Annotated in this window: 24 protein-coding genes; 2 read left to right on the forward strand and 22 right to left on the reverse strand. The window is 48.3% G+C overall.

All coding sequences use genetic code 11. From position 1 onward, the window contains the following. Positions 1-72 precede the first annotated feature (72 nt). The 14 genes from ADU23_RS00545 to ADU23_RS00610 form a co-directional block, all read right to left on the reverse strand. Positions 73-1,056 (reverse strand): LacI family DNA-binding transcriptional regulator, encoded by a 984-nt coding sequence (locus ADU23_RS00545; RefSeq protein WP_053371954.1) that lies wholly within the window; start codon positions 1,054-1,056, stop codon positions 73-75. Positions 1,057-1,184: 128 nt separating this feature from the next. Beyond that, positions 1,185-2,138, reverse strand: a complete 954-nt coding sequence (gene rbsB, locus ADU23_RS00550) for a ribose ABC transporter substrate-binding protein RbsB (protein ID WP_053371955.1) — start codon at positions 2,136-2,138, stop codon at positions 1,185-1,187. A gap of 36 nt (positions 2,139-2,174) precedes the next feature. After that, the gene (locus ADU23_RS00555; protein WP_053371956.1) at positions 2,175-3,122 is read right to left on the reverse strand and encodes an ABC transporter permease subunit; all 948 of its coding nucleotides are present in this window, start codon (positions 3,120-3,122) and stop codon (positions 2,175-2,177) included. Next, positions 3,112-4,614, reverse strand: a complete 1,503-nt coding sequence (locus ADU23_RS00560) for a sugar ABC transporter ATP-binding protein (RefSeq protein ID WP_053371957.1) — start codon at positions 4,612-4,614, stop codon at positions 3,112-3,114. Before ADU23_RS00560 ends, ADU23_RS00555 begins: the two co-directional genes overlap by 11 nt. A gap of 30 nt (positions 4,615-4,644) precedes the next feature. Continuing rightward, positions 4,645-5,043 (reverse strand): D-ribose pyranase, encoded by a 399-nt coding sequence (gene rbsD, locus ADU23_RS00565; RefSeq protein WP_053371958.1) that lies wholly within the window; start codon positions 5,041-5,043, stop codon positions 4,645-4,647. A gap of 25 nt (positions 5,044-5,068) precedes the next feature. Continuing rightward, the gene (rbsK, locus tag ADU23_RS00570) at positions 5,069-5,983 is read right to left on the reverse strand and encodes a ribokinase (protein ID WP_053371959.1); all 915 of its coding nucleotides are present in this window, start codon (positions 5,981-5,983) and stop codon (positions 5,069-5,071) included. A gap of 169 nt (positions 5,984-6,152) precedes the next feature. Beyond that, a complete protein-coding gene (locus ADU23_RS00575; RefSeq protein WP_082311269.1) occupies positions 6,153-6,890 on the reverse strand; it encodes a polysaccharide deacetylase family protein in 738 nt (245 codons plus the stop codon). 83 nt (positions 6,891-6,973) lie between these two features. Then, positions 6,974-7,633 carry a YhcN/YlaJ family sporulation lipoprotein gene (locus ADU23_RS00580; protein ID WP_053371960.1) on the reverse strand — a complete coding sequence of 220 codons (660 nt, stop codon included), beginning with the start codon at positions 7,631-7,633 and terminating at the stop codon, positions 6,974-6,976. A gap of 87 nt (positions 7,634-7,720) precedes the next feature. Beyond that, positions 7,721-8,557: a polysaccharide deacetylase family protein gene (locus ADU23_RS00585; RefSeq protein WP_197286026.1), complete on the reverse strand. Its 837-nt coding sequence runs from the start codon at positions 8,555-8,557 to the stop codon at positions 7,721-7,723. Positions 8,558-8,765: 208 nt separating this feature from the next. Continuing rightward, complete coding sequence (locus tag ADU23_RS00590; protein WP_053371962.1) at positions 8,766-9,656, reverse strand: transglutaminase family protein; 891 nt, start codon at positions 9,654-9,656, stop codon at positions 8,766-8,768. Continuing rightward, positions 9,653-10,648, reverse strand: a complete 996-nt coding sequence (locus ADU23_RS00595) for an alpha-E domain-containing protein (RefSeq protein WP_053371963.1) — start codon at positions 10,646-10,648, stop codon at positions 9,653-9,655. Before ADU23_RS00595 ends, ADU23_RS00590 begins: the two co-directional genes overlap by 4 nt. An 18-nt stretch (positions 10,649-10,666) precedes the next feature. Beyond that, positions 10,667-12,124, reverse strand: coding sequence for a circularly permuted type 2 ATP-grasp protein (locus ADU23_RS00600; RefSeq protein ID WP_053371964.1), 1,458 nt, complete (start codon positions 12,122-12,124; stop codon positions 10,667-10,669). Between the two features lie 238 nt (positions 12,125-12,362). After that, positions 12,363-13,370, reverse strand: coding sequence for a globin-coupled sensor protein (locus ADU23_RS00605; protein WP_053371965.1), 1,008 nt, complete (start codon positions 13,368-13,370; stop codon positions 12,363-12,365). Between the two features lie 162 nt (positions 13,371-13,532). After that, positions 13,533-15,428 carry a PrkA family serine protein kinase gene (locus ADU23_RS00610; RefSeq protein WP_053371966.1) on the reverse strand — a complete coding sequence of 632 codons (1,896 nt, stop codon included), beginning with the start codon at positions 15,426-15,428 and terminating at the stop codon, positions 13,533-13,535. Between the two features lie 241 nt (positions 15,429-15,669). Between ADU23_RS00610 and ADU23_RS00615 the strand changes: the two genes are divergently transcribed. Then, positions 15,670-16,404 (forward strand): DUF2161 family putative PD-(D/E)XK-type phosphodiesterase, encoded by a 735-nt coding sequence (locus tag ADU23_RS00615; RefSeq protein ID WP_053371967.1) that lies wholly within the window; start codon positions 15,670-15,672, stop codon positions 16,402-16,404. Here the strand turns inward: ADU23_RS00615 and ADU23_RS00620 are convergent. The 3 genes from ADU23_RS00620 to trmL all read right to left on the reverse strand — a co-directional run bounded on the left by ADU23_RS00620 (position 16,388) and on the right by trmL (position 18,916). Next, complete coding sequence (locus ADU23_RS00620) at positions 16,388-17,584, reverse strand: aminotransferase-like domain-containing protein (RefSeq protein ID WP_053371968.1); 1,197 nt, start codon at positions 17,582-17,584, stop codon at positions 16,388-16,390. The genes ADU23_RS00615 and ADU23_RS00620 overlap by 17 nt on opposite strands. A 442-nt stretch (positions 17,585-18,026) precedes the next feature. Next, complete coding sequence (locus ADU23_RS00625; protein ID WP_053371969.1) at positions 18,027-18,275, reverse strand: AbrB/MazE/SpoVT family DNA-binding domain-containing protein; 249 nt, start codon at positions 18,273-18,275, stop codon at positions 18,027-18,029. 176 nt (positions 18,276-18,451) lie between these two features. Continuing rightward, entirely contained in the window at positions 18,452-18,916 is a 465-nt protein-coding gene (gene trmL / locus ADU23_RS00630; RefSeq protein WP_053371970.1) for a tRNA (uridine(34)/cytosine(34)/5-carboxymethylaminomethyluridine(34)-2'-O)-methyltransferase TrmL, read from the reverse strand. Positions 18,917-19,064: 148 nt separating this feature from the next. Between trmL and ADU23_RS00635 the strand changes: the two genes are divergently transcribed. Beyond that, on the forward strand, positions 19,065-19,787 hold the full coding sequence (locus tag ADU23_RS00635; protein ID WP_053371971.1) for a response regulator transcription factor: 723 nt from the start codon (positions 19,065-19,067) through the stop codon (positions 19,785-19,787). 130 nt (positions 19,788-19,917) lie between these two features. On the opposite strand, the gene serC is transcribed toward ADU23_RS00635, so the two are convergent. The 5 genes from serC to ADU23_RS00660 all read right to left on the reverse strand — a co-directional run bounded on the left by serC (position 19,918) and on the right by ADU23_RS00660 (position 26,874). Further along, a complete protein-coding gene (gene serC, locus ADU23_RS00640) occupies positions 19,918-21,003 on the reverse strand; it encodes a 3-phosphoserine/phosphohydroxythreonine transaminase (RefSeq protein ID WP_053371972.1) in 1,086 nt (361 codons plus the stop codon). A 218-nt stretch (positions 21,004-21,221) separates the two neighbouring features. Then, the gene (gene glnA, locus ADU23_RS00645; RefSeq protein ID WP_053371973.1) at positions 21,222-22,646 is read right to left on the reverse strand and encodes a type I glutamate--ammonia ligase; all 1,425 of its coding nucleotides are present in this window, start codon (positions 22,644-22,646) and stop codon (positions 21,222-21,224) included. 321 nt (positions 22,647-22,967) lie between these two features. Beyond that, positions 22,968-24,029: a 3-deoxy-7-phosphoheptulonate synthase gene (aroF, locus tag ADU23_RS00650; protein WP_053371974.1), complete on the reverse strand. Its 1,062-nt coding sequence runs from the start codon at positions 24,027-24,029 to the stop codon at positions 22,968-22,970. Between the two features lie 294 nt (positions 24,030-24,323). Further along, a complete protein-coding gene (locus tag ADU23_RS00655) occupies positions 24,324-25,310 on the reverse strand; it encodes a 4-hydroxy-3-methylbut-2-enyl diphosphate reductase (RefSeq protein ID WP_053371975.1) in 987 nt (328 codons plus the stop codon). A 46-nt stretch (positions 25,311-25,356) separates the two neighbouring features. Beyond that, a complete protein-coding gene (locus ADU23_RS00660; protein ID WP_053371976.1) occupies positions 25,357-26,874 on the reverse strand; it encodes a sensor histidine kinase in 1,518 nt (505 codons plus the stop codon). Positions 26,875-26,876: the final 2 nt, after the last annotated feature.

The following is a 26,876-nucleotide window of genomic DNA, read 5'->3' on the forward strand; positions in this document are numbered from 1 at the left end:
TTGTATGGCAAAGACGAATATAACCGCAAGATTACGAAATAAAAAACGGCGTTCCGAGCTATAAGCAGTCGCCTAGGTCGTTGCTTTTTGCAAAAGCTCTACCTCAAGCTCATAGTTTTTGCGCTCAATGGGCTCATTGTTGATTAAACGGATCAAATAATCCATAGCGGTTTTGCCCGTCGAATAGATTTGCTGAGAGATCGTCGTAATTTCAGGGTATACCATGTCCATCCGAATGCCGTCGAAGCCGATTAGCTTCACTTGCTCCGGTACTTTAACGCCCAGTTCAATTAATGCCTTTAATGCGCCGGCTGCCATCAGATCATTGCCTGCAAACACGCCGTCTACATCAGGATGCTGCTTAAAAATGTCCTTCATCGCTTGATAGCCGCCGGCAACGTTAAAGTTGCCATAACCAATCAAGCTTGGCATAAACCACGGCAAATCTCTGCAAGCCTGCTCGTATGCAAGCGTCCTCTCCCTTGAGGCATGCACATGTGTAGGGCCGGATATATGGGCGATTTTGCGGCAGCCTGCGGACAGGAGATGCTCTACCGCCATTTCGCCGCCATGACGGTTCGCAGCCGTAATCGATAGGATCGGATAGTCCGAAAAAGATTTGTCGATCGCAACGATCGGTATGGAACGGTCCTGCAAGGCGATAATTTGCTCTGGAAGTACGGTATAGGAAGAAATGATAATACCGTCAATTTGCTTGTTGATTAACGTTTCGATATATTTCTTCTCTTTGTCCGGATTATTGTCCGTATTGCACAGCACAAGCGTGTACCCATGCGCCGCTGCGGCATCCTCGGCTGCGCGGGCGATTTCGGGAAAAAACGGATTTAAAATATCGGGTACCATTAAAGCGACGGCTGCGGTTTTTTTGCCTGCCAAGCTTCTTGCAATGTTGTTAGGCTTATAATTAAGCTTCTGGATCGCTGCCATAACGGCGATTTCAGCTTCCTTGCTGACATAGCCGCTCTGATTAAGCAGGCGGGATATCGTAGCGACAGATACGCCAGCCAGCTTGCTAACATCTCTTATTGTTGTCATATCGTAACAAAATCCTTTCACGTAGCAGCCTGGCCTTTGGTATAAAGTATACGGAATTATCGATTTAAAAAACAAGTGTGCATACGCTCGTTAGAACGTAAACACACTTGTTTGGCCTAAAGCTGCTATTATTGCTTAGCGGTATCTTTGGTAATGAGATCAAGCTCAACCGGAATCGATGCCTGAACCTCTTCGCCTTTAGCAATCTTGATTGCCGTTTGTACAGCCAGCATACCCATCATATCGGGCTTCTGCGCTACCGTTGCACTCAATTTGCCAGTGAATACTTCCTTCACCGCATCCTCGGTCGCATCGAAACCAACGACTAGAATGCCGGTTGCCCCCGCTGCTTCAATCGCTTTAATTGCGCCAAGCGCCATCTCGTCATTATGAGCGAAGACCGCTTTGATATCCTTGTTTCCTTGCAAAATGTTTTCCATAACCGTCAACCCTTTAGCACGGTCAAAATCAGCAGGCTGCTTAGCCGCGATTTGAATGCCGCTTGATTTGGCGATTTCTTCATTAAAGCCCGCTCCGCGCTCGCGCGCTGCGGAAGAGCCCGGAATGCCTTCAAGCTCAACAACCTTGCCAGTCCCGCCAAGCTGCTCTGCAATAAACTTCGCTGCAAGCGCGCCGCCCGCTTTGTTATCGGAAGCGATATGCGACACTACTTTTCCGCCGTCAGCTGTCCGATCGACCGTAATAACCGGAATGCCTGCTGCGTTAGCGGATTCTACAGCAGGAACGATGGCTGCGGAATCTGTAGGATTAATAATGATGACATCCACCTTTTGTTGAATCAAATCCTCGATGGAGGAAGCTTGCTTAGCAGCATCGTCCTGCGCGTCAACGGTGATGAGCTCCGCTTCTCCCGCTGTAGCTGCGGTTTGAGCGCCTTCTTTTAATGTAACGAAAAAAGGATTGCTTTGCGTGGATACGGCAAGTCCGATCTTGATGCCTTCCGTTTTGGCGCCGCCTGATTCAGCTTCTTTGTTTCCTGAGCCGGGAGCCGTTGTGGAGCAGCCTGCGAGGAGCAGTGCTGTAATAATACCTATACTTGCTAGCTTCGTTGTCTTTTTCATGTTGCAACCACCTTTTCTTTGTTTAATTTTTATGATTTAGCTATTGGCTTTTTTGCGGTCCAGCAATACAGCCAATAGAATAACCATCCCTTTAACAACCTGCTGATAGAACGAGGAAACGCCAAGCAGATTCAAACCGTTATTCAGTACGCCAATGATAAGCGCCCCTACGAGCGTTCCTACGATCCAGCCCTTACCGCCGGATAAGCTTGTGCCGCCTAGTACGACAGCCGCAATGGCATCAAGCTCATAACCGGTGCCGGCATTTGCCTGCGCGGAATTAAGACGGGACGTGAGGATAATGCCTGCAAGCGCTGACAGCATACCGGTCAACGTATAGACATAAACCTTAAAGCGGCCTGTCTTAATACCGGAGAGCAGCGATGCCTCTTCATTTCCGCCGATCGCGTATATATTTCGACCAAACGTCGTTTTGCGCAAAATAAAAAATAAGACGAAGAAAATAATTAGCGTGATGATAACCGGGACAGGAACTCCAAAAAAGTAGCCGCCGCCAACTAATGTGAATAATTCGCTTTCAAATCCAGTAATCGGCCTGCCATCGGTATAGACAAGCGCGAAACCGCGGTATATCGTCATCGTCGCCAGCGTTGCGATAAACGGAGCGATTTTCGCTTTCGTAACAAGAAGTCCATTGATCGCTCCCATTGCGCCGCCGGCAAACAAACCAATAATGATCGCGGTGAGCGGGTCCATCCCGCCGTTCAGAAGGCCTGCGGTTAATGCACCTGACAACGCAAGCGTCGCTCCTACTGATAAATCGATGCCGCCGGTCAATATAACGAAGGTCATCCCGAATGCGATCAAAGCGTTAATGGAAACTTGGCGGAATACGTTCAGAATATTGTTGACCGTCAAGAAATTTGGACTTGCGATTATTAAAATAACGATAATAATGAGAAGTCCGATGAGCGGACCCAGCTTTTGCAAGGTTGATGAAAGTTGTTTATTGTTAAAGGCCATTGCTGCTTCCCCCTGTCGCCGCAAACATAATTGCTTCCTGATTCATTTGTGCCTTATCCAAAATAGTAGAAATGCGTCCCTCATGAACGACAATAACGCGGTCGCTAACTCCTAACACCTCTGGCAGATCGGATGATACCATAATAATCGTAACGCCTTGCTCGCTGAGCTCGTTCATCATGTTGTAAATTTCCTTCTTCGCTCCGACGTCTACCCCTCTAGTCGGCTCGTCCAAAATAAACACCTTGGGCAGCTCGCCCAGCCATTTGCCGATAGCAACCTTTTGCTGATTGCCGCCGCTTAACGATTTAACCGTCTGCTCGGCATCTCGCGTTCTAATATTAAATCGCTTAATCATTTTATCTGACAGCTCGTTGTCCTTCTTCGCGGAAATAACGCCTGAGCTTGCAATATGCTTATAATTGGTCAACGATAAATTCTCGCGAACGGACATGCCAAGCACCAAGCCCTGATGCTTGCGGTCTTCCGTTACGAAGACGATTCCCGCTTCGATAGCCCGCGCCGGGCTGTTAATCGTTACCTCACGGCCATCGATATAAATTTTGCCGTGCTTTTTCTTGTCGGCTCCAAACAGCATCCGAACGATTTCCGTTCGTCCTGCGCCCATCAGACCGGCGATGCCGACGATTTCACCAGCCGCTGCCGAGAAGCTGATGCCGCTGAGCTTTCTGCCGTCGCTCAAGTTTTCGACGCGGAGCCGTTCCGCCCCTATTTTGCTGCTGCGCTCTGGATACCGCTCGCCAATCTCGCGGCCAACCATCAATCGGACAATATGCTCAACCGTCGTTTCGGCTATTTTCTCCGTTCCGAGAAACGCTCCGTCGCGCAGCACCGAAATACGGTCGCACATATGGAAGATTTCCTCCATTCGGTGCGAAATGTAGACGATGCCTACGCCTTCGCGCCGCAGCTGATCCATTATTTTAAATAACGCTTCAATTTCTCGATCCGTCAGCGCCGCAGTCGGCTCGTCCATAATGAGAACCTCAGCTTTTTTCGAGAGTGCCTTTGCGATCTCAATCATTTGCTGCTGTCCGATGGACAAGGTTTCCGCTGCCGCATCTGGATCAAGCTCTACACCTAGCCGTTGCAAATATTCCTTCGTTCTTCGTTTCATTTCCTTGTCGCGAACAATACCCATCTTGCCATAGGTAAGCTGCCTGCCTAGAAACATATTCTCGGATACGGACAGCTTCGGAATAATGTTCAGCTCCTGATGTATGATCGCAACGCCCATTTCCTCCGCCTGCATCGGATCCGTGAACATGACTTCCTGCCCCTTGACCTTAACCGAGCCGGCGTCAGCCTTGTATACGCCTGTCAAAATTTTCATAAGCGTTGACTTGCCTGCGCCGTTCTCGCCCATCAGAGCGTGAATCTCGCCTGGCTTCAGCTGAAATGCGGCGTCCTTCAATACTTGAACGGAGGAAAACGATTTATGAATGCCAGTCATTTCAATTAAATAATCCATCTGTGCCACCCCTTTTGCTGAACAGCAGCCTTATTTGAAAAATACGCCCGATTGCAAAATGATGTTCGCGTATGGCGTCGCTTCGCCCGTGCGAATTACCGCTTTCGCTTGCAAGGTCAATCCTTTAAACGCTTCATGCGATACCTGCTTGATCGGAATGCCGTTCAGCAGAGCCTTTGTTCTGTCATAGACCGGAACGTTCTGCTCCGTCATTTCACTTGCGATAACGGCTGACTCAACCTCCATATCGGCAAGCACCGCTTCTAATGTATCTAAGTAAGAAGGAAGCCCTGGCTTAACAGCCAAATCGATTCGCTTCACTGTATCAGGAATAGGCAGCCCGCAATCCCCGATGACGATATAGTCGGTGTGGCCCATTCGTGCAATTACTGCTGCTATATCACTATTTAATATGCCGTTTTTTCTCATCTGCAAGTCCTCTCGAAGTAAAATATTAAGCTTGTGCCTCCATAAACCGAACAACTTCGGCTCGCGAAGGCATACCGCTCTGAGCGCCAAGCTTGGTAACCGACAATGCGCTGGCGGCAACCGCGAACTTTACCGCCTCGGCAAGCGTCGAACCCTCGCTCAGCTTAACGGCTAACGCCCCGTTAAAAGTATCGCCCGCGCCGGTTGTATCGACCGCCTCAACCTTTTTGCCAGGCTCATGCTTCATTTCACCGTCCAACGATTTGTAAAATGCGCCTTTGCTGCCGCCCGTCATAACGATACGCTGCGGATACAGCTCAATCAGCTGTTCATAGGTGCGTTCCTGCTTCTCGTCAAGACCCAGCAAAATGGCAAGCTCGTATTCATTAGGTGTCATGATATAAACTTGGTCCAGAAGTTCCCTTGGCAGCTTGATTGCCGGTGCCGGATTTAAAATAACCGGAACGCTCAGCTCATTTGCCAGCTTAATGGCTGCCTGTACCGTAACGAACGGTATTTCCTGTTGGAGAAGCACCATGTCCGATTCAGCAATAATTTCCTTCAAGGACATAATATCTTCCGGATACAGGTTATGGTTGGCGCCGGGAATGACAATGATGCGGTTGTCGTTGTCGCAAACGGTGATCGTCGCGATGCCGGTCGAATTATGAGGAACCGTTTTCACATTTACAATATCGATTCCTTCTGCTTTCAGTGCGTCCAAAAGCTGCTTGCCGAAATGATCTTCGCCCACACAGCCAATCATCGTCACCTCTGCGCCAAGACGTGCGCAAGCTACTGCTTGATTCGCGCCTTTCCCGCCTGTAAAGCTGGAGAAAACGCTGCCAAAAATCGTCTCGCCTTGATTTGGCATGATCTCTGTTTCGGTAACCATATCTATATTCATGCTTCCTATAACCGTAATTTTGGGCTTCGCCATCACTGCACCTCTTTATATGAATCGGATGTGAAATTTTTATGTGTAATCGGTTACACATTGTTTCCTCATTTTAAATCTCGCCTCTAAAATTGTCAATAGTCAAAATGTAAGCGCGAACCATCAGCAAAAACCCGCTTCTTAGCAATAAGAAACGGGTCTGATGCAGCAGTTATTTATTGATCGGTATGCTCGACATGCCCTTCATTAGCTCGGTTACGGTAACAAACTCAAAGCCCCTCTGATCCAGCTCATACAATATGGTCTCTAAAGCTCTGACGGTTTGCGTCGAGCCGGGGGTAAAGTCATGCATGAGAACAATATCTCCGTTTCGGGCATTATTCAGCACTTTGCTCACGATACGATTCACGCCAGGGCTCTTCCAATCATTCGTATCCTGATGCCATGACCACATGATTGTCGTATAGCCTAACGTCTTGGCAATCTGAATCGAATGCTCATTGTAATAGCCGCCTGGCGGCCTGAATAATAACGGCTTCTTGCCCGTCAACGTTTCTAATGCCTTCTCGGTTTTGACAATTTCGTCGCGAATCGTCTCATCGCTAATTGACCGCATGAAATACACGTGGTTAAACGTATGATTAGCGACCTCATGGCCCTCTGCAATCTCACGTTTGATCGTTTCCGGAAAACGTTCAACCTTATTGCCGAGCACAAAAAAAGTAGCTTTCGCATCGTATTTTTTCAGCAAATCGAGGATGATATCGGTCGTAGCCGGATACGGCCCATCATCGAAGGTCAAAGCAATCTTCTTGTCTTCGGATGGCACCTCCCATACGATTTCTCCCCTTTTCTCATAAAAATACCGATCCCGCTTTTCAGGGACAGAGAAGCCAAGCAATAAAACGGTTATTAACAGCAATAGCAGGCTGTGCCTTCGGTTTAACAACGGTATTCCTCCTAGCAGCAAATCGATATGTAACACATAAAAATAATCCGGCAGCTCCCGCAAAGAAGCTGCCAGCTAAACGATTAACGAAGCGGTGCGGTTATAGCATTGCCGATATCTCGAATCATAATAGCCACGTCATTCGCCAACATTTTTATAGGATGCCCACTTGTTAAGTTTCCGCTCATCGATTTAATTTTTTGATGCATGTTCTGATCGGAGGTGACATGAATGTTATAAGCCGGATATTGTCCTTTTAATGCGGCGTGTACTTGTTTTTCTATAATTGCTTTTTTGCCGGGATTATCGATATCGAGCCCTACGATTGCATCATGATTGTGGACTACGACTGTAGCCTTTTTGACGCCGGTCACCATCTCAGCGCGATTTGCCAAGTGGCTGGCTGCTTTTAAAGGGTCCACGCTATTCATTCGCGTTCCCGTACCATTCAGGCCGCTATGGTTTGTGGCATAGGGAGTAATCCCATCATCGGTCGTGCCATATCGAGTCATCCCATCATTGTTAACGCCATATGGCGCAATGCCATTGCGGTTTGTGCCATAAGGGGTTGTCCCGTTATGAGTAGTACCATAAGGAATGATCTTATCTTCAACGCGGGTCATATCATTTTTGACACGCATTGATTTTTCCTTCATCGTACTGTTTTGACTACATGCCGCTAACGAGAATCCCAATGCAAGAACCATCACTGAGGTAACAACGGGTTTGAACTGTTTTTTCACTGCATGACACCTCCTGTTTGATGCTTATAAGGTGTGCTATAAGCTCACAATCATACATGGAAAAAACAATGCACTTTGGTGGCTGCGCTACGCCCGCTTTTTCAGAAGCGAATGGAGCACTTGCGGTGTAATTCCCGGACTGCCAGCATTGATTCGCGGCAGCTCGAGCTTGTTTTGCTTACGAGTTACTAAGCCGGGCTTCGTCGTAAACCCATATTTAATCCCTGCTTTATTCAACAAAGGAAACAGTGATTTCGAATAAAGACCAAACGGATAGCTAATGCTGTCAGGCTCAACCACGCCAGACTTTTTCAATATGTTCATGCAAGCGGAAGTATCTTCGACGATCCTTGTTTGATGGATCTGGCTTGCCTGCCTGCCAAGGTTCTTGTCAATATATGTCATTGCGCTTTTCTCCCCAATTTTGTGGTGCAAATTATGGGTATGGCATTGAATATCAATGGTCGGTGAATGGTTCATCATTTTATTGATTTGAAAATAAGATAAATGCGGGATTTGTGGTGAATCTTGCTCAAAATAATTAGTAATCGAAAAATTTACCGCCGGAACAGACAATTCCTTCAAAATCGGGTACGCAAATGTATAGAAGCTCTGGTAGCCATCGTCAAAAGTGACAAGCACTGCTTTTGCCGGCACTTGGCCGCCTTCCATAAACTGTCGGAATTCATGTAGCCGGATAAAGTGGTAGCCCTTGCTTTTCAAATAAATAAGCTGATCCCGAAATTGCATCGTGGATATGGTTGATGAGCTGGTGTCTTTATCATGAACGTGGTGATACATCAGAACAGCCACTTTATCTTTGTAATTACCCGAAGAAGACGATGCCAATGATGCAGATAGGGAAGAGGAGCTAATGCATAAAAGAAAAGATAACCAAATGATGAACCCTATTTTCATTTTCATTTTCATGTATGCTCCTTTCTGACTTGGCCAACATCAATGATAAATGACCATCAGGCTCATTAGCTTAAGGTTTGTAAAGGCGCGGAATTCAAATCTGGTAAAAGTAAGATTATATCCCATAAAAACCTAATTCCAGACAACAAAAAAACAATGATCCGCGAGGTGCACAAGCGTTTCATTGTTTTTTATATCGCTGTCTATTCATTGATTAATCCTCAACATTTCTTACGTCAACCGATACATGCAGCACTTGCTCGCCTGTCCCTCTGTACACGCCTTTAACCGGTACGATATCCTTATAATCACGGCCATGACCCAGCTTCACATAACGTTCGCCAACAGGGTCGACATTCGTTGGATCAAAGCTGCACCAGCCAAGGCCCGGAACGAAAGCTTCAACCCAAGCATGCGAGGCTTGCTCGAAATCCGCGCTGCCGCCTTGCAAATCTCCAACAAAGTGATAGCCGCTCACATAACGCGCAGGAATGCCGTACGCCCTGCAGCTTGCTATCATCAGATGGGCAAAATCCTGACAAACGCCGCGCTTGCTCAAAAACATATCAGAAGTTCTCGTTTTGACGTCAGTTGCTTCCGGATCATAAATAAATTCCGTCCGGATTTTGGTGGATAACGAGCTCAGCCAGTCCAGCACGCTAGCTTGACCATTCTCATTGGCATCCGGAATTTCGCCGGCAAACTGCTCGACCTCGCTTGTAATGGCTGTATATTCTGACGTAAGCAGAAATTCCGTGAAGCGATTAGCCGCATCCTCTGTTCTCAGCCAGTTCCATGCCTGCTCAGGCGGACGCCTGCTTAAGTATTGCGCTCGCTCCTCAGAGGAGGGCGCCTCCTTCGTTACGACAGTCATCGAAGTTCGGATCGTAAGCCGTTTATGCGGCCCATTAACCGAGAAGGCATGCACCCGGTTGCCGAAGTAATCCTCGTAGGTAAATAGTGACGCGTTAGGCTCGATGGATATCGCTTGCTGGTAACAGGATTGCCGCTCATTCGTACTCGGCGTTAGACGAATTTCATTGACACTGTCCGTTACGGCCTCCGCGTATTCGTACCTCGTCACATGTGAAATACTCAGCTTCATGCGCTTGCCTCCCCCATTCGAAAAAAGGTTTTGGCGAACGCCATCCCTAGCTGCTGACAGGCATCAAGCAGATGAGCAACGATCGTTCCGTTCCGATCAATGATCATATCCTCCCGCTCCAAGCATGCCAAATCCGCTTTTACCTTTCCTACTTGGCGAATCACTCGCTCATGGGCTGTCCGCAGCTGCTTATCCTGCAGCTCGATATGCCTCATATGGTCATCGAGCGTATGAAGCGCAAAATGAAGAGACCGCGGGAATGCGCTATTGAGCACAACGAATTCGACGATGGATTCAACGGAGATACCGTCCGCATAATAACGGCGGAATGCCTGATAGCCGCTTACAGAACGCAGCACAGCCTGCAAGTAAGGATAAGCGCTTGAGCTATTCCAGCCATCGCCGCTTGCCGCGTTGCCTACCGCTTTTATGATGCGCAGCGTATTTTCCGAGCGTTCCAGATACCTGCCGCATTCAATGAAATGCCACTCATTTTCCCGCGGCATGACGGATTGGCTGACTCCTAAAAAAAGTGCCGTCCATTCCTTTATGCGACCGAAGAACAGATGCGGCGACTCGCGCAGCAAGTCATCAGGCTGCTTCTCCCGCAGCCACAAATAGAAGGCATTAGTCGCATCCCACATTTCGCTTGGCACCTTCTCCCGCAGCGTTCGCAGATTACCGCGAGCATGGCTGACGCAAGAGACGAGTGAATTGGCATTATCGCGATCCAGCGTCGTGTAGAAAAGCACATCGCGTTCATTATAGCTGCCATACTGCTGCTCATACGCATCGCGGCTGCCTAAGGCATCCACGATTCTAGCCCATTTCGAGTAAGGCTCAATCGCTTCGCCTTCTTGCTTGCCTTCCTCGTCGCTCAAATCCTCTTCTACTTGAAGATGATAATGCACATCAATCAGCCTAGCATGATTTTCAGCGCGCTCCATGTAACGGCCAATCCAAAACAATGCCTCTGCATTCCGGTTCAGCACCCGCAATCCCTCCAATAATTATCGATTAAGGACCCACGTATCCTTGACTCCGCCGCCCTGTGAAGAGTTGACTACCAGCGAACCTTCTGTCATTGCAACACGCGTTAAACCACCCGGAATGACGTGCGTCTCCTCTCCCATTAATGCAAAAGCTCGCAAATCAATATGGCGAGGCGTCATGCCGCCATCAACCATTACCGGCGCACGCGAGAGCTTCATCGTCGTTTGGGCGATATAGCGTCCCGGCTCGCGCTTGATGGCTTCAGCAAACGCTTGAATCTCCTTTGTCGTGGCGCTAGGCCCAATCAGCATGCCGTATCCGCCCGAGAGCGACGTCTCCTTCACGACGAGCTGATCCAAGTGGTCAAGCACATAATCCCGCTCTTCCTTGCGCGATAGAATGTACGTTGGAACGTTGTGCAATTGAGGCTCTTCTCCCAAATAGTAACGGATCATGTCCGGTACGTATGCATAAACCGCCTTATCGTCCGCTACCCCTGTTCCGGGCGCATTCGCGATCGCAACATTGCCTGCGCGATACGCATTCATTAATCCCGGAACGCCAAGAAAGGAATCCGGCTGGAAGGCCAGCGGGTCTAGAAAGTCATCGTCAATGCGGCGATAAATGACATCCACCTGGCGAAGCCCCCGCAAATCACGCAAATATATTTTGTGGTCCTTGTATACGAGATCCCTGCCTTCGACGAGGTGAATGCCCATTTGCTGCGCTAGAAAGGTGTGTTCGTAATACGCGGAGTTGTAAGCGCCTGGCGTAAGCAATACGATAAGCGGGTCACGCTTGCCGTTCGGAGAAAGGGCGCGGAGAGAACTTAAGAAACAATTTAAGCTGCGATCTATGCTTTGTACCGAGCTGGATAAATACAAATCATGAAACAGCTCGCTCATTAATGTTCTGCCCTTGAAGAGGTAAGAAAAGCCCGACGGCGACCGCAAATTATCTTCAAGCACATAATAGCGGCCTTTCTCGTCACGAATCAAATCAATGCCTGATGCTGTAATATATACACCGCCGGGAACATGTAGACCAGCCATTTCCGGCCTAAAATAAGTATTCGAAACAATCATTTTCCGAGGGATGATACCGTCTGCCACAATACGCTGCCCGTGATACACATCATGGACGAAAGCGTTCAAAGCACGGATCCGCTGCTTGACGCCGCGGTCAACAACTTCCCATTCATGCTTCGGAATGACGCGGGGAATGTAATCGAAAGGTATCGTTCGCTCAAGGGGTTCATTTTGCGAGCCGTTGTACAGCGTAAACGTAATGCCTTCCTCCATCATCCTTTGATTGATCGCATTTTGACGTACAGCCAGCTCAGCCGGCTTCATCCTTCCAAATAAACGATGAACGCTGTCATAGTGAGCGCGAACGGAAAGGTCCTTGTCGAACATTTCATCGTAAAAGCTTTGTGAATCGTAAAATTGCGATTGCGACTGTTTGGCCGTCGACATGACAACCGCCTCCTCCATGATGGGCGCTGCACCAATTTGGTACTAGCTGCGTGAACATCGGAACAATTTCGTTATATTTATGTCATAAAACTTAACATTCATAACGTTATCGCCTCTTAATGTTAGGATTATCATACTAAAATCTGAAAATTGTGTCAACTTATATAACGCGAAAGCAGGGACCCTCGGATGGAGAGAATTCCTGCTTTTTCTAAGCTGCGTTTATTCTAAGATTGTATTAATTGCTTTGATTTAATTGCTGAAGATCCTTCGTTACTTTATCGACCATTTGAACGAACGAAGCAAGCTCCTGCGAGCGGGCTGCTTGGTTTCGCGCTTCGACCGACGTGACTTCAGATTCGTGACGAACGGCAGACAACTTCTTGTCAATTTCTTCAAGCTTCGACTGTATCCCCTCGAGCGCATTTCGTGATGAGGCGGCAAGCTTGCGCACCTCATTCGCGACAACCTCAAAGCCTCGGCCATGCTCTCCGGCTCGAGCCGCCTCGATCGCGGCATTTAGCCCAAGCAGGTGAGTCTGATCGGATAATCCGCGAATTAAAGTACCCATTTCGTTAATGCCCTCAAGCTCCTCACGAAGCTCTCCTAATAATGTATGCGTCTTATCCTGAGATTGCGAGGTGGAAATTGCGGTAGCCGCAATGGATTGCGCCCCCTCGTCCAATTCCAACATGAGCGAAGCAAGCTCCTGCACCGCGCTAGTCACTGTCGTCAGCATCAAGGAACGGTTGTCCGCAAGCTCCTGAATTTTGTGCTGTTCATGCTGATTGTATGCCTCCAGCACAAATTGCGAGTCCAGATTAAACAATTTCGTCAGAGCATGTACAACTTCCTTCCAGCGCTCAGGAATAACCCGCTTAAGGACATCCATCGATATATCGAGGTAAGTCATATATGTACCCAAATACCAGTCCGTCGTCAATCCGATTCGGGAGTGGACGGCTCCGATCTTTATCCGGTTTTCAATATACGATTGGTCGATTACCCCATCGGTAAGCGACATATAGTACCAGCGCTGCGTTCCCTTCAGCCGCTCGATCGTGCTTACTTTTGTAATAATCGCAAGCAATTCCGGCTGCTGGCCGACGCTATCATAAAAACGGTCTACTACTTCATCGACGATCTTCTCGAAAATAGGCTTGCACTCCGCTAAAAGATTTAAATCCTTTTCTGAAATGCCTGTGTACTCAAGCTGCTTCCTGCGTTCTTCCGTTACTTTGATCAATTAGTCCGACTCCTTCGGTGTATAGTAACCAACCACTATCACCTATTATATCGGAAAACTTCCAAGAATCAGTATTAACATTTGAAAATCTTTTCAAACATGGAAGCATTGCAGAAAAGCCGATAGACAATTGTCCATCGACTTCTCCGCTGCCAAACCGAATTATCGATTCAGCAAGCTGCCCACGTAACGCAGCAGTTCGTTCGAGCAAACCGGGCAATACCCATGCTCATCCATAAGCCGCTTGGTTACTTCATTAATGCGCTTCAACTGGCTCTCATCCGGCGTTTTCGTAGAGGTCGTAATTTTGACGATATCCTTCAAATCCGCGAACAGCTTTTTCTCCACGGCCTCGCGCAGACGTTCATGACTTGTAAAATCGAACTTTTTCCCTTTGCGCGAATAGGACGATATGCGAATGAGAATCTCCTCTCGGAACGCTTTTTTCGCATTTTCGGAAACGCCGATTTGCTCTTCGATGGAACGCATGAGCCGCTCGTCTGGATCCATCTCTTCCCCTGTCAGCGGGTCCTTGATTTTCGCCCAGTTGCAGTAGGACTCAATGTTATCCAAATAGTTTTCAAACAAGGTGCGGGCCGATTCCTCATAGGAGTATACAAACGCCTTTTGGATTTCCTTCTTCGCCAGCAGGTCATATTCCTTGCGCGCCACCGAAATGAAATTTAAGTATCGCTCGCGTTCTTCCTTCGTGATAGAAGGATGGTGATCCAGCCCTTCCTTAAGCGCACGCAGCACGTCAAGCGCATTGATGCATTGTGTATCCTGCTTGATGAGCGCGCTGGAGATGCGGTTGATGACATAACGCGGATCGATGCCCGTCATGCCCTCCTCCAGGTACTCATTTTGCATTTCCTTCAGATCGGCCTCTTTAAAGCCTTCTACTTCCTCGCCGTCGTACATCCTCATCTTCTTCACCAAGTCCATGCCCTGCTTCTTCGTTTCCTTGAGCCTTGTCAGGATGGAGAAGATAGCAGCCGCACGCAGCGCGTGAGGAGCAATATGGATATGGCGCATATCGCTTTGCGTGATGAGCTTCTTATAAATCTTCTCTTCATCCGATACCCTTAAATTGTAAGGAACCGGCATGACGATCATCCTGGAATGCAGCGCCTCGTTTTTCTTATTGCTTATGAACGATTTGTACTCGGATTCATTCGTATGCGCAATAATGAGCTCATCGGCGCTTATCAAAGCGAAGCGTCCAGCCTTGAAGTTCCCCTCCTGCGTCAGCGAGAGCAAATTCCATAGAAACTTCTCGTCGCATTTCAGCATCTCTTGGAACTCCATCAGTCCGCGATTGGCTTTGTTAAGCTCACCGTCAAACCGATAGGCACGCGGATCGGATTCGGATCCGTACTCCGTTATAGTCGAGAAATCGATGCTTCCCGTTAGATCGGCAATATCCTGCGATTTGGGATCGGATGGACTGAATGTGCCGATACCGACGCGGTTATCCTCGGATATAAACACACGCTCAACGAGCACATTTTCAATATCGCCGCCGTATTCCGTCTGAAGCCTCATTTGGCACGAAGGGCATAGGTTTCCTTCAATTCGAACACCGAGCTCTTTCTCGATATCAGGTCGAAGCTCATGGGGGATCAAGTGCAGCGGGTCCTCATGCATCGGGCAGCCTTTAATCGCATAAACGGCGCCGCGCTCGGTTCTAGAGAACCGCTCAAGCCCTTTTTTGAGCATTGTAACAATGGTTGATTTGCCTCCGCTGACGGGTCCCATCAATAACAATATCCGTTTGCGCACCTCAAGCCTGCGAGCCGATGAATGGAAATACTCCTCAACCAGTTTTTCCACCGCACGATCCAGCCCAAAGATTTCTTGATCAAAAAACTTATACTGCTTGTTGCCCCCAACGTCTTCCACCCCATGAGATTCAATCATTTCATAAACGCGTGCATGTGCAGTCATGGCCGGGGACGGGTCCTTCCCGAGCAGTTCAATGTAATCCTTGAATGTTCCTGTCCATGCAAGCTTCTCGCTCTCAGCCTGATACTCCGATATTCGCTTGAAAATGTCCATACCGTGCCTCCTCCCATCGCTTCCGCATTCCACTATTCGTTCTACGCCCGGGATTTGTCTCTAGACGCTCTATCGAGTGGTGCCAACTTTTATTGAGGTATTACATTCCTATGCTTATTCGGGGAGATAATTGCACACTATTTTTGTCCTTCATCCATCAAAATACGACAAGCTCGCAGAATCCTTTGTTATAATGGAGGCATATGCATCGTTTGGAACCCGTGGAGAGGAGAAACAAAACGTGGCAGTATCACGCGAAGAAGAGCTCTACAATCCTATAAAAAAGTACTATGAGCGGCTTGGCTACACGGTCAAAAGCGAGGTGCTCCATTGCGATTTGGTCGCCATTCATCCGGAGAGCGAAGATACGATAATTGTCGAAATGAAAAAAACGTTCAACCTCGCCTTGCTGCTGCAAGGGGTTGAACGTCTTCGTTTGAATGGCCATGTCGTGCTTGCCGTAGAGAGGAACCGCAAAAAAAGCGGTGCCCACAATCAGCGCTTCGGTGATTTGACCGAGCTCTGCCGTATGCTTGGTTTAGGATTTATGACCGTCACCTTTTACAAAACAAAGCCGCCCGTCATCGAGCTGCTATGCCAGCCTGGCGATCCGCCGCAGCGCGGCGCAAGACGCAAGAAGCAGGCACAGCTGCTTACGGAGTTTAGGGAGCGCAGCGGCGACTATAACGTCGGCGGCAGCACGGGACGCAAGCTCGTGACGGCTTACCGCGAGAAGGCGCTGCGGTGCGCTTACGCGCTTCATATCTCAGGCCCGCTAGCGCCGCGGGAAGTGGCGGCTATTACGGGCTACAGCCTCAGCGGCCAAACGCTGCGCAGCAATTATTACGGCTGGTTTGATCGCATCGGCCGAGGCAAATACAGCCTGCGCCCGGAAGGCGCGGCTGCATTATCCGAATACGGCAATGTGATCGCGGAATGGGCAGCCTCTATCGAAGCTGCTAACTCCGCGCCGTAAACTCGCCAAGCGCCTCAACAAAGCGCTCAACCCCTTGCGCCGTCCGTGCGCCTGTATTGTACGTGTAGTTCAGTCTGGCGGTGTTGCGCTGCGGATTCTCGGCATAGAACGAGCTGCCGGGCACGAACGCAACCCCCTTCTGGACCGCGCAGCGCAGGAGCGCCTCCGCATCAAGGCCGTCCGGCAGCTCAAGCCACAGGAACATGCCACCTTTAGGCTTCACCCAAGCAACATCCTTCAACCCTTGACGTTTGAGAAGCTCATGCATTTCCAGCATCCGCTCTCCATAGGATTTAGAAATCGTTCTAATGTGATCATCAAGCTTAAACCCTCTAAGCAGCTGGCTCAAAATTTGCTGGTCCATCGTGCTTGAATGAAGGTCAGCCGCTTGCTTCGCTTTAGCCACCATGCCGATCACGCTGCTATCCCCGATTGCCCAGCCTGTTCGAAGGGCAGGCGCCACCGTTTTGGAGAACGTGCTCGTGTAAAATACCGTTCCACGCTCTACTTGCCCTTCAAGCGAAAGCAGCGTCGGGAACTGCTCGCTTTCATCAAATTTAATATCCCCATATGGATCATCTTCAATTATAGGCATTTGATATTGCTTGCACAGGGCGAGCAGCTTCCGTCTTCTCTCTAAGCTCCAGACGCGTCCCGTCGGGTTTCCGAACGTCGGAACCGCATATAGCAGCCTTGGACGATGCTCGCGAATGAGCCGCTCGGCATCCTCTGGAATAATGCCATCCTCATCGCTCTCGGCCGCGATTACCTTTAAGCCATGCAGCACAAACACTTGCAGGCTCGCCAGGTAAGTAGGCTTCTCGACCAATATGGCATCGCCAGGCTCAGTCAATACGCCGACCAGCAGATCAATCGCTTGCTGCGAGCCTGTTGTCAAAATCATTTGCTCCGGGCTTACGTTCATCTGCTTCGCCGCCATACGCTCGCAAAGCTGCTCTCTTAGCGGCAAATACCCTTCCGTTAAGCCGTATTGCAAAGCGCTTGGCCCTGCCGCAAATACACGGTCAGCCGCTTCACGCACCGCTTGTACCGGGAATAGCTCCTCCGCTGGGAGGCCTCCGGCAAACGAGATCATATCCTTGCCTTGTGTCAGCTTCAAAATATCTCTTACCGCTGACGATTTTAACTGCGATACTCTGGATGAAAATCGATAATTCATAGATCATGCTCCTCCTCGCAAGCTTAATGCTCGCTATGCTCATACTCTCTATGTTAACAATGTGTTCACAACTTTTAAAGTTTTCTTTTTTGCTGACGTTGGTTATAATAAGGACAGCATACTTGGAGGTGTCCCACAGATGAACTTTATTATTGTCATGACTGTGTTCGCATTGTTCATTACGGCGATGCTGACCAGCTCCTACAACGAAGACAAAACAAAAGGCCTATAAGCGATCTTGTAACAGCTTATGCCTAGCGTCACCGAACGGAAGCCAGCCTATATGGGCCGGAAACGATCGTTTCGCAGCAAAATATAAGGGAGTATAAGCACATTGCTTATACTCCCTTATATTTTAAACAAAAAAATGAAGCTTCCCTTTGAGCGCCTGCGCTCCTGACGGGAAGCTTCATTTCGTTAAAATAGCAGGATATCACGCAGATTAGCGTTGTATCTCTGCCATTTCCTCCATACATACGCCACACACGTAGCGGTCCTTGAAATCGCGAACCTCAACCATAGATCCGCAGAACACACATTTAGGACGGTACCGCTCCAAAATGATATGGTCACCTTGGACAAAAATTTCAACGGGATCGCCCTCGTTCATCAAATAACGTTTGCGCAATGATTTAGGAAGTACAATACGTCCGAGTTGGTCCACTTTTCTAACTACACCTGCTGGTTTCATCACTTTCACCTCTTCTGTGTCTGGTTTCGCAAGCTATGTCTGAGAAACCTCTGCGTTATAGTTTTTCGATGGACCATCAGCATTTCCTTCCTAAATCAATAATTCCTTAACATCCTGCAAATAATCTCATTTTTAAAGCAAATGAAATCCATATATTGATATTTTTGTCTACTATTTTACTCGAGTCCGGGAAAATGATTTTGCCTAAGCGCCTCATATATAATAATTGCAGCAGAATTGGACAAATTTAGTGAACGCACCGTATCCGTCATCGGCATCTTCATGCAGGTGTCCATATTGGCGTCAATGAGCTCCCTCGGCAGCCCTTTTGTCTCTTTGCCGAACACGAAGAAATCCCCGTCCTGAAACTCGAATTGCGAATACAGCTTGTTCGCTTTTGTGCTCGCGTAGAAAAAACGGCCCTGCGGGTAGCTTGCAAGCACCTCATCGAAGGAATCATGATATTCAATATGAACCGAATGCCAGTAATCAAGCCCCGCCCTCTTCAAGGTGCGGTCATCCGTATCAAAGCCAAGCGGCCTTACTAAATGCAAAATAGTGCCTGTTGCGGCACAAGTACGTGAAATGTTGCCTGTGTTCGCCGGAATTTCCGGTTCTACCAATACAATATGGAATGCCATGTTAACTTTCTCTCCTCTCAATTTGCCAACAATTCTCGAAAATGCACTATATTTTTACACCCACTTTACGTACCGTTAATCTCAAGCATAATTTCCACCTTCATAATAGGTAACATAATAGGCGTAACACATGAAGGAGAGCTGAACCATGCGAAAAAAGATTTTGGTCGTGGATGACGAGCCATCCATTTCGATGTTGATTGAATTTAATTTAAAGCTGGCAGGCTATGATGTACGCTGCGTTGGTGACGGTGAAGCCGTATTTGATATGCTAAAGCCTTTTCGTCCCGACTTGATCGTACTGGACCTCATGCTGCCAAAAATGGACGGAATTCAAGTTTGCCGCGAGCTGCGCAAGCAAAGCAATGCAGTACCTATCGTAATGCTCACCGCCCTGCAGGATGTTACCGATAAAATAGCCGGACTTGATAACGGCGCCGATGACTATATGACGAAGCCGTTTAGCCCGCAAGAGCTTGTTTCCCGTATTCAAGCCATTTTCCGCCGCGTTCAATCGCTGCCAGGCATAGCAGATGACACAGCCTTCGACATTGGGAGATTGAACGTCCGGGTCGAGCAGCGTGAAGTTTTCATCGACGGCAAGCCCGTTGAGCTGACGCCTAAGGAATTTGAGCTGTTATTGTTCCTCTGCCGCCACAAAGGCAAAGTACTCAGCCGCCAGCAGCTGCTGCACGGCGTGTGGGACTACCATTTCCTCGGCGATACTCGTATCGTCGACGTGCACATCAGCCATTTGCGCGACAAGATCGAGAAAAACGCCCGTACGCCTGAATACATTATGACCGTACGCAATGTTGGCTATAAGCTGAATGGCCCTCATATTGCCGAAAATTCAGCCGCACAGGCGTAATAGCAGCATCACATCACCAAAAGGATAGCTAAACGACAGCAACCGAAAAACCGCCCTGCACTTCTTTTCAGAAGGAGAGGGCGGTTTTTTTGTCCCCTAGCTATACCATTATAAAAGATGAAGCGGTTAATTAACCGTTGCGCTTCTGGAAATCAACCATGAACTGTTGGAGCGCTTGGCAGCTCTCCAAAGGTACGGCATTATAAGTCGAAGCTCTAAGACCGCCAACATCGCGGTGTCCCTTCAGACCTACAAAACCTTCCTTCTCCGATTCTTTAACGAACAGATTCTCCAGCTCTTCGTTTTGAATGCGGAACGTAATATTCATAAGCGAACGGCTTTGCGGCTGCGCACAGCCGATGTAGAAGCCGCTGCTTTGATCGATTGTTTCATAGATCAGCTTCGTTTTATCGCGGTTGTACTGCTCAAGCTGAGCAACTCCGCCTTGGCCTTTAATCCACTCCAGAACAAGCTTCACCATGTAGACCGAGAAAGACGGCGGCGTATTGTAGAGCGAGCCGCTCTTCGCATGCGTGCTGTAACGGAACATGGTTGGAATCGTTTTAGAGCCATTTTCAACAAGATCTTTACGAATGATAACGACGGTTACGCCAGATGGCCCTAGATTTTTCTGTGCGCCGGCATAAATAACGCCAAATTTGCTCACATCGATTGGTCTGCTCAAAATATCGCTGGACATGTCCGCGATAAGCGGCACGTCTCCTGTGTCCGGGAACTCCTGGAACTGCGTTCCGCCGATCGTTTCATTCGAAGTAAGATGAACGTAGGAAGCATTGCTAGGTACTTCAATTTCCGACAAGGTTGGCATACGCATAAATTTGTCAGCTTCTGTCGAAGCTGAAATAACGGTTTCTCCGACAAGCTTCGCTTCTTTAAGCGCTTTGTCTGCCCAAGCGCCAGTCATCACATACGCGCCTGGCTTGCCAGGCTGCAGGAGGTTAAGCGGAAGCATCGCGAACTGCGTGCTAGCGCCGCCTTGCAGCAGCAGCACTTCATAATTTTCCGGAACGCCAAACAATTCACGAAGCAAAGCTTGCGAGTCGTTGTTCACTGCTTCATACAATTTGCTGCGATGAGACATTTCCATAATGGACATCCCAGCGCCTTGATAATCAACAAATTGCTCCTGTGCTTGCTTCAGTACCTCGAGTGGTATTGCGGCTGGTCCTGCATTAAAATTAAATGCTCGTGTCATCTTCGGATACCCACCTCTGTTTCTTTATTTATGATATGGCTATGATAGCAATTTTGAAGGTCCGCATCAAGTATATTCCGCATATTAAAATAATAAAAAGTCGAACGTATGTCGAATTACTGACAAAGAATATTCGGTTTTCGTTCATCATTTCTTTACAATGCATAAAAAAACGGGCCCTAGAAGGACCCGTTTCTTATAATTCTTAAACGATCGGATTAGCAATCGTAGTAAAGGCTGAACTCATGCGGATGAATGCGGATTGCCACAGCTTTAGCTTCTTGGCGTTTGATTGCTACATAGTTCTCGATGAATTCTTGCGTAAATACGCCGCCTTCTGTCAAGAACTCGGAATCAGCCTCAAGAGCGTTAAGCGCTTCGTCAAGCGTTCCAGGAACGCTGCGAATTTCTTTTTTCTCTTCTTCTGGCAATTCGTAGATGTTTTTGTCGAAAGGACCGTAACCAAGAGCTACCGGATCAAGCTTGCGCTTGATGCCGTCCAAACCAGCAAGCAGCATAGCTGCAAATGCAAGGTAAGGGTTAGCCGTGTTATCCGGCGTACGGAATTCGATACGACAGCCTTTAGGCGTTACAGCTGCAATCGGAATACGAATCGCTGCAGAACGGTTACCTTTCGAGAATACAAGGTTAACCGGCGCTTCGTAACCAGGCACAAGGCGTTTGAACGAGTTCGTGCTCGGGTTAGTGATCGCGATCAATGCAGGCGCGTGGTAAAGTACGCCTCCGATATAGTGCATAGCTAGTTCGCTAAGGTTTGCGTATGCGCCTTTATCGTAGAACAAAGGAGCATCGCCGTTGAAGATAGAAGTATGAACGTGCATACCGCTACCGTTGTCACCGAATAGCGGCTTCGGCATGAAAGTAGCCGTTTTGCCGTATTGGCGAGCTGTATTATGAATGATATATTTGAATTTCATTAGGTTGTCAGCTGTTTTAGTAAGCGTATCGAAACGGAAGTTAATTTCGGCTTGGCCAGCTGTTGCAACTTCATGGTGATGACGTTCTACGCGAAGACCCGATTCTTGCAAAAGGCGAACCATTTCGCTGCGGATATCTTGTTGGGAGTCAACTGGAGCTACCGGAACGTAGCCGCCTTTAACCGGAATTTTGGAACCAAGGTTGCCGCCTTCTTCTTTGCGGTTCGTGTTCCAGCCAGCTTCCTCGGATTCAACCATGTAAGAGGAAGAATTCATTGAGCTTTCATAGCGAACTTCGTCGAAGATGAAAAATTCAGGCTCAGGCGCGAAAAATGCTGTCGTACCAACGCCAGTTGTTTGAAGATACTCTTCAGCCTTCTGAGCGATGCTGCGCGGATCGCGGTCATAACGTTCGCCTTCAGGCGTATGAATATTACACATAATGTTTAGTGTAGGGTGATCAGTGAAAGGATCGATAAATACGGATTCTGTATCTGGGATCATAACCATATCGGAATTCTCAATACCGCGGAAACCGTGAATGGAAGAACCGTCGAATGCTACCCCATTTACGAAAGTATCAGCGTCAACCTCTGCTGCCGGTAGTGTAATGTGGTGTGCATGACCTAGAAGATCCACGAAGCGGAAATCTACAAACTGAATGCTGTTTTCTTTAATATTGTCCAAAACATTTTGAACTGACATTAATATTTCCTCCATTTCCGAACATTAGCGTAGTGTTGAACAGGTATTGTTCAATTATTGCTCCAAATCCATGTCGTTATTATAAAACTAGCCTTCAATCTCCGTCAATAGCTATGTAAGGTATTTTTTGTAGCTATGTCAGCTATACTTACAAGTTTGAACAGTTGTTCACAATTCCTCCTTAATAGGCAATCAAAAAGCCGCGCAGCCCTTGATTGATATAGGCTTAACGGCTTTTTGTCAATGTAAGCTCTTACTTAGTTCGGCAAACATGAAAAAGCCATGCCATCCTCGGACGGCAAAGCTTATTCATCAACTAGATTAGATTTTCCATTCCTTGAACGCTTCTGCTGGCGCTTTAGGGGTATCGAATTGCTTGCCGACAATCGGAGCCAGCTGCTCAAGATCCTTCAGCAGGTTGGCGAATTGATCTGGGAATAACGATTGTACGCCATCGCCAGTCATCGAGTTGTCAGGATCGGTATGCATTTCAACGATAAGACCGTTTGCTCCTGCCGCTACCGAAGCTTTGGACATCGGCTCTACCAGCTCGCGGCGGCCCGTGCCATGGCTTGGATCTGATATAACCGGCAAATGGCTGAGAGATTGAAGCACTGGAATAGCCGACAAATCTAATGTATTGCGCGTGTAAGTCTCGAACGTTCGGATTCCGCGCTCGCATAGCATAACGTTTGGATTTCCGCCTGCCAAAATGTATTCAGCGGCATTTAAGAACTCATCATAGGTTGAACTGAAACCACGCTTAAGCAGTACTGGCGTTTGAATCGTGCCAAGCTTGCGAAGCAAATCAAAGTTTTGCATGTTGCGCGTTCCCACTTGAAGGATGTCGGCGTACTCTGCGCAGACATCTACATACTCAGGCGTCATAACCTCCGTGATCGTTAGAAGCCCATGCTTCTTGCCTGCTTCCGCCATCATGACAAGTCCTTCTACGCCTACGCCTTGGAAGCTGTAAGGCCCTGTACGCGGCTTGAAGGCGCCGCCTCGCAGTACCTGACCGCCAGCAGCCTTAACCAGGCGAGCGATCTCATCGATTTGCTCCGGAGTCTCAACCGCACATGGACCGCCCATAATAACGAGGTTGCTTCCGCCGATCTTTACCCCTTTAATATCAATAACCGTGTCGTCCGGATGAAAGTCACGGCTCGCTAGCTTGTAAGATTTTGAAATTTTAATCACGTTCTCTACACCTTTCATTTGACGCAAATGCTCCGCTAGCGTTGGCTCGGCTTTACCGATAATTCCGATAACCGTCCGATCCGTCCCTCTTGATACATGCGCCTGCACACCTGCTCTTTCAATATGGGCAACAATTTCTGAAATACGGTCTTCTGCAATGTTTGCATTTGTAATCACGATCATAGGGACCACTCCTTAAAAGTTTTGTAAAACCATTAATACGAAAGCATACGCTTAGTTTTGTGATGTTTAACTTACTTCGTAAGCATTTGCTTGGATTTGTATTCGCACTTCAACGCTTATACGCTTTATAGCTTTTATGCTTCGTAGCTTCTACGCTTTTAATCACTAAAGTAAATATACAAGATAAGCTGCTTTCCGTCAACCCATCTCCCTCAAAAAAAAGAGGAAAACAAACTTCCCATGCCAAAAATCTCACGGGAAAGCTCATCATTCCTCATCGGTTGAAACGATTATTTATTCGGATTTCTCTGCTGTTGCCGTAGCGGAAGGCGTAGGTGCCGACTTCACTCGCACGTTCGGGAGCAGCTTATTCATGTTAACCGTACGGCGGATTTCCCAAGTATCCGGATTATTGTGGTCATACTGCTCCAAATAGGTGATAACCTCTTTGGTCAGCGGCGTCGGAGTGGATGCGCCGGATGTAACCGCTACCCGGTCAACTCCTTTGAGCCACTCCTGCTCGATCTCAGACACATCGGATACCCGGTAGGCTTTGACGCCGGCAATTTCCTCCGACACCTGAGCGAGACGGTTCGAGTTGTTGCTTCTTGGATCGCCAACAACGATGCATAGCTGCGCTTCGCCCGCTTGCTCGGCAACCGCTTCCTGGCGAACCTGTGTAGCTAAACAAATCTCATTATGGACCTCAGCTGTCGGATAGCGCTCGCTAAGACGGCTAATAATATGGCGTATATCCCACTGCGACATCGTCGTTTGGTTCGTAATGATGATGCGTCCTTCCGGCACGTTCAGCGCATCGATCTCCTCTTCGCGCTCAATGAGGTGTACCTGATCAGGCGCAACGCCGATCGCGCCTTCCGGCTCAGGGTGGCCTTTTTTGCCGATATAAATAATATGATAACCCTCTGCCGACTTCGCGCGAATTAAATCATGCGTTCTCGTTACGTCCGGGCATGTCGCGTCAACGACGGACAGACCTTTGTCGCGGGCGCGCTGACGAACTTCTGGAGACACGCCATGCGCGGTGAAAATGACGGTGCCTTGTTCGATTTGATCCAAAATATCGAGGCGGTTCGCGCCATCAAGCGTAATGACGCCTTCCTGCTCGAACGCCTCGGTTACATGCGCATTATGAACGATCATGCCTAATATATAAATAGGCCGCGGAAGCTCTAAATTTTTGGCCGTCTGCAAAGCCAGCACCATCGCATCGACGACGCCATAGCAATAGCCACGCGGTGATATTCTTACGATTTCCATTCCTTGCACCTGCTTTCTGACCGGATATGCGTCATTATCATATTTCCTATATTTCATCCGTTGCTACTATTATAGACGAATGAGACGTGTCAGAAAAGGTTATAGGAAGCCAGATTGTAAACTTCGTCCCATCTCCCTCCCTAGTCGTCACTTCCACAGACCCTTGGTGCTCGTCAATAATCCATTTTGCGATCGATAAGCCAAGCCCCGTTCCGACCGTAACGCCCCTTGATTCATCCGCCCGATAGAACCGATTGAAAATATTTGGGATTTCCTCCGGATTCATGCCGATGCCTGTGTCTTGTACAACAAAACCGATTTGTTGATCATTCCGTATCGCGCTAAGCTCGATGGAGCCCTCCGGCGTGTATTTGAACGCATTCTCGATAAAAATAAACAGCAGCTGCTGCAAATAGTTATGATTCGCATTGACTCGCACGCCTTCTAATGCGGACAGATCTCCCACTCGCCATTCAGCTGAACGCGGAAGCAGCTGCGCTCTTCGCACAACCTCCTCCGTAAGCGGCAGCAGGTCAAGCGGCGTTTTCTCCATCGTATAGCCCGCATCGGCTCTAGCTAACGCGAGCAGATCATTTACGAGCGTGCTCATGCGGATCGCCTCAGCCGAAATGTCGCTCATCGCTTCCTTGGAAAGCTCATAACGATCGGAATCTAGCGGCAGCCACTCGCCCGTATCGCCATCCCGGTTCGTCTCCTTCACCTTCGTCCACATCCGCTCCAAGAGCTCAATATTTCCGCGAATCGTCGTAAGCGGCGTTCGCAGCTCATGCGAAGCATCCGATACGAATCTGCGCTGCGCCATATAGGCTTCGTCAAGCTCATTATAGGCCATTTCCAGACGGGCAAGCATCACGTTCAGCGTGCTTACCAGCCTTCCGATCTCATCATTTGGCCCGAGTGCCGGAATTCGCACGCTAAGATCGGAGCCGTTCTCAATTTGCTCCGTCGCGCGAATGACACGTTCGATCGGACGAAGCGCTTGGCGAGCTATAAATAAACCGACCGTGAAGGCGATAAATACAACAACTAATGAGGAGAAAATTAATATCGTACGAAGGCCGCTCAAAAACCTTTCCTCATTATAGGAAAACACGCCCGTTTGCACCAAACCTACTAGACTGTTGTCTTTCTTCAAATAAATAGGCCGCTGAAACGTGAGCATATCATATTTTTTATCGTTAATCGTAACCTTTACCTTCACAAAACCTTCCTTAGGTTTGCTCTTGGCATCCGCATAGGGAATAACAAATTCATAAGGGAAGTTATTAGACTGCGTAATCGCGCGTTCCTTATAGTTTACTAATTGGATATACATGTCCTTCTGATCGATTTGGAACTGCGGCCCCACAAACAAATCAAGCTTTTTATCCAAAAAATTCGTCGAGCCTAAAACTTCAATTTTGCTGTCTTGAACCCGGATCTGCTGCTTTATTTCCGCATAGGTGTTCCAGTTTACGAAGAAGTAAATACAGATGCCAATGACGATCATCGTTACCGCGAGCAGACCTGAAATCCAAAGCGTCAGCCGAAGCCTGATAGACATAT

This window comes from Paenibacillus sp. FJAT-27812 (assembly GCF_001273905.1).
GTDB lineage: Bacteria > Bacillota > Bacilli > Paenibacillales > Paenibacillaceae > Pristimantibacillus.

Excerpts from the sequence above, each read along its gene's own strand:
- ADU23_RS00590 (WP_053371962.1), bottom strand. The coding sequence starts at position 9,656 with ATGAAGCTGAGTATTTCACATGTGACGAGGTACGAATACGCGGAGGCC.
- ADU23_RS00600 (WP_053371964.1), bottom strand. The coding sequence starts at position 12,124 with ATGTCGACGGCCAAACAGTCGCAATCGCAATTTTACGATTCACAAAGC.
- ADU23_RS00655 (WP_053371975.1), bottom strand. The coding sequence starts at position 25,310 with ATGGAAATCGTAAGAATATCACCGCGTGGCTATTGCTATGGCGTCGTC.
- glnA (WP_053371973.1), bottom strand. The coding sequence starts at position 22,646 with ATGTCAGTTCAAAATGTTTTGGACAATATTAAAGAAAACAGCATTCAG.
- serC (WP_053371972.1), bottom strand. The coding sequence starts at position 21,003 with ATGACACGAGCATTTAATTTTAATGCAGGACCAGCCGCAATACCACTC.
- ADU23_RS00610 (WP_053371966.1), bottom strand. The coding sequence starts at position 15,428 with ATGGACATTTTCAAGCGAATATCGGAGTATCAGGCTGAGAGCGAGAAG.
- ADU23_RS00545 (WP_053371954.1), bottom strand. The coding sequence starts at position 1,056 with ATGACAACAATAAGAGATGTTAGCAAGCTGGCTGGCGTATCTGTCGCT.
- rbsD (WP_053371958.1), bottom strand. The coding sequence starts at position 5,043 with ATGAGAAAAAACGGCATATTAAATAGTGATATAGCAGCAGTAATTGCA.
- ADU23_RS00555 (WP_053371956.1), bottom strand. The coding sequence starts at position 3,122 with ATGGCCTTTAACAATAAACAACTTTCATCAACCTTGCAAAAGCTGGGT.
- ADU23_RS00635 (WP_053371971.1), top strand. The coding sequence starts at position 19,065 with ATGCGAAAAAAGATTTTGGTCGTGGATGACGAGCCATCCATTTCGATG.
- rbsB (WP_053371955.1), bottom strand. The coding sequence starts at position 2,138 with ATGAAAAAGACAACGAAGCTAGCAAGTATAGGTATTATTACAGCACTG.
- ADU23_RS00620 (WP_053371968.1), bottom strand. The coding sequence starts at position 17,584 with ATGAATTATCGATTTTCATCCAGAGTATCGCAGTTAAAATCGTCAGCG.
- rbsK (WP_053371959.1), bottom strand. The coding sequence starts at position 5,983 with ATGGCGAAGCCCAAAATTACGGTTATAGGAAGCATGAATATAGATATG.
- trmL (WP_053371970.1), bottom strand. The coding sequence starts at position 18,916 with ATGGCATTCCATATTGTATTGGTAGAACCGGAAATTCCGGCGAACACA.
- ADU23_RS00585 (WP_197286026.1), bottom strand. The coding sequence starts at position 8,557 with ATGAAAATGAAAATAGGGTTCATCATTTGGTTATCTTTTCTTTTATGC.
- ADU23_RS00660 (WP_053371976.1), bottom strand. The coding sequence starts at position 26,874 with ATGTCTATCAGGCTTCGGCTGACGCTTTGGATTTCAGGTCTGCTCGCG.
- ADU23_RS00625 (WP_053371969.1), bottom strand. The coding sequence starts at position 18,275 with ATGAAACCAGCAGGTGTAGTTAGAAAAGTGGACCAACTCGGACGTATT.
- ADU23_RS00560 (WP_053371957.1), bottom strand. The coding sequence starts at position 4,614 with ATGGATTATTTAATTGAAATGACTGGCATTCATAAATCGTTTTCCTCC.
- aroF (WP_053371974.1), bottom strand. The coding sequence starts at position 24,029 with ATGATCGTGATTACAAATGCAAACATTGCAGAAGACCGTATTTCAGAA.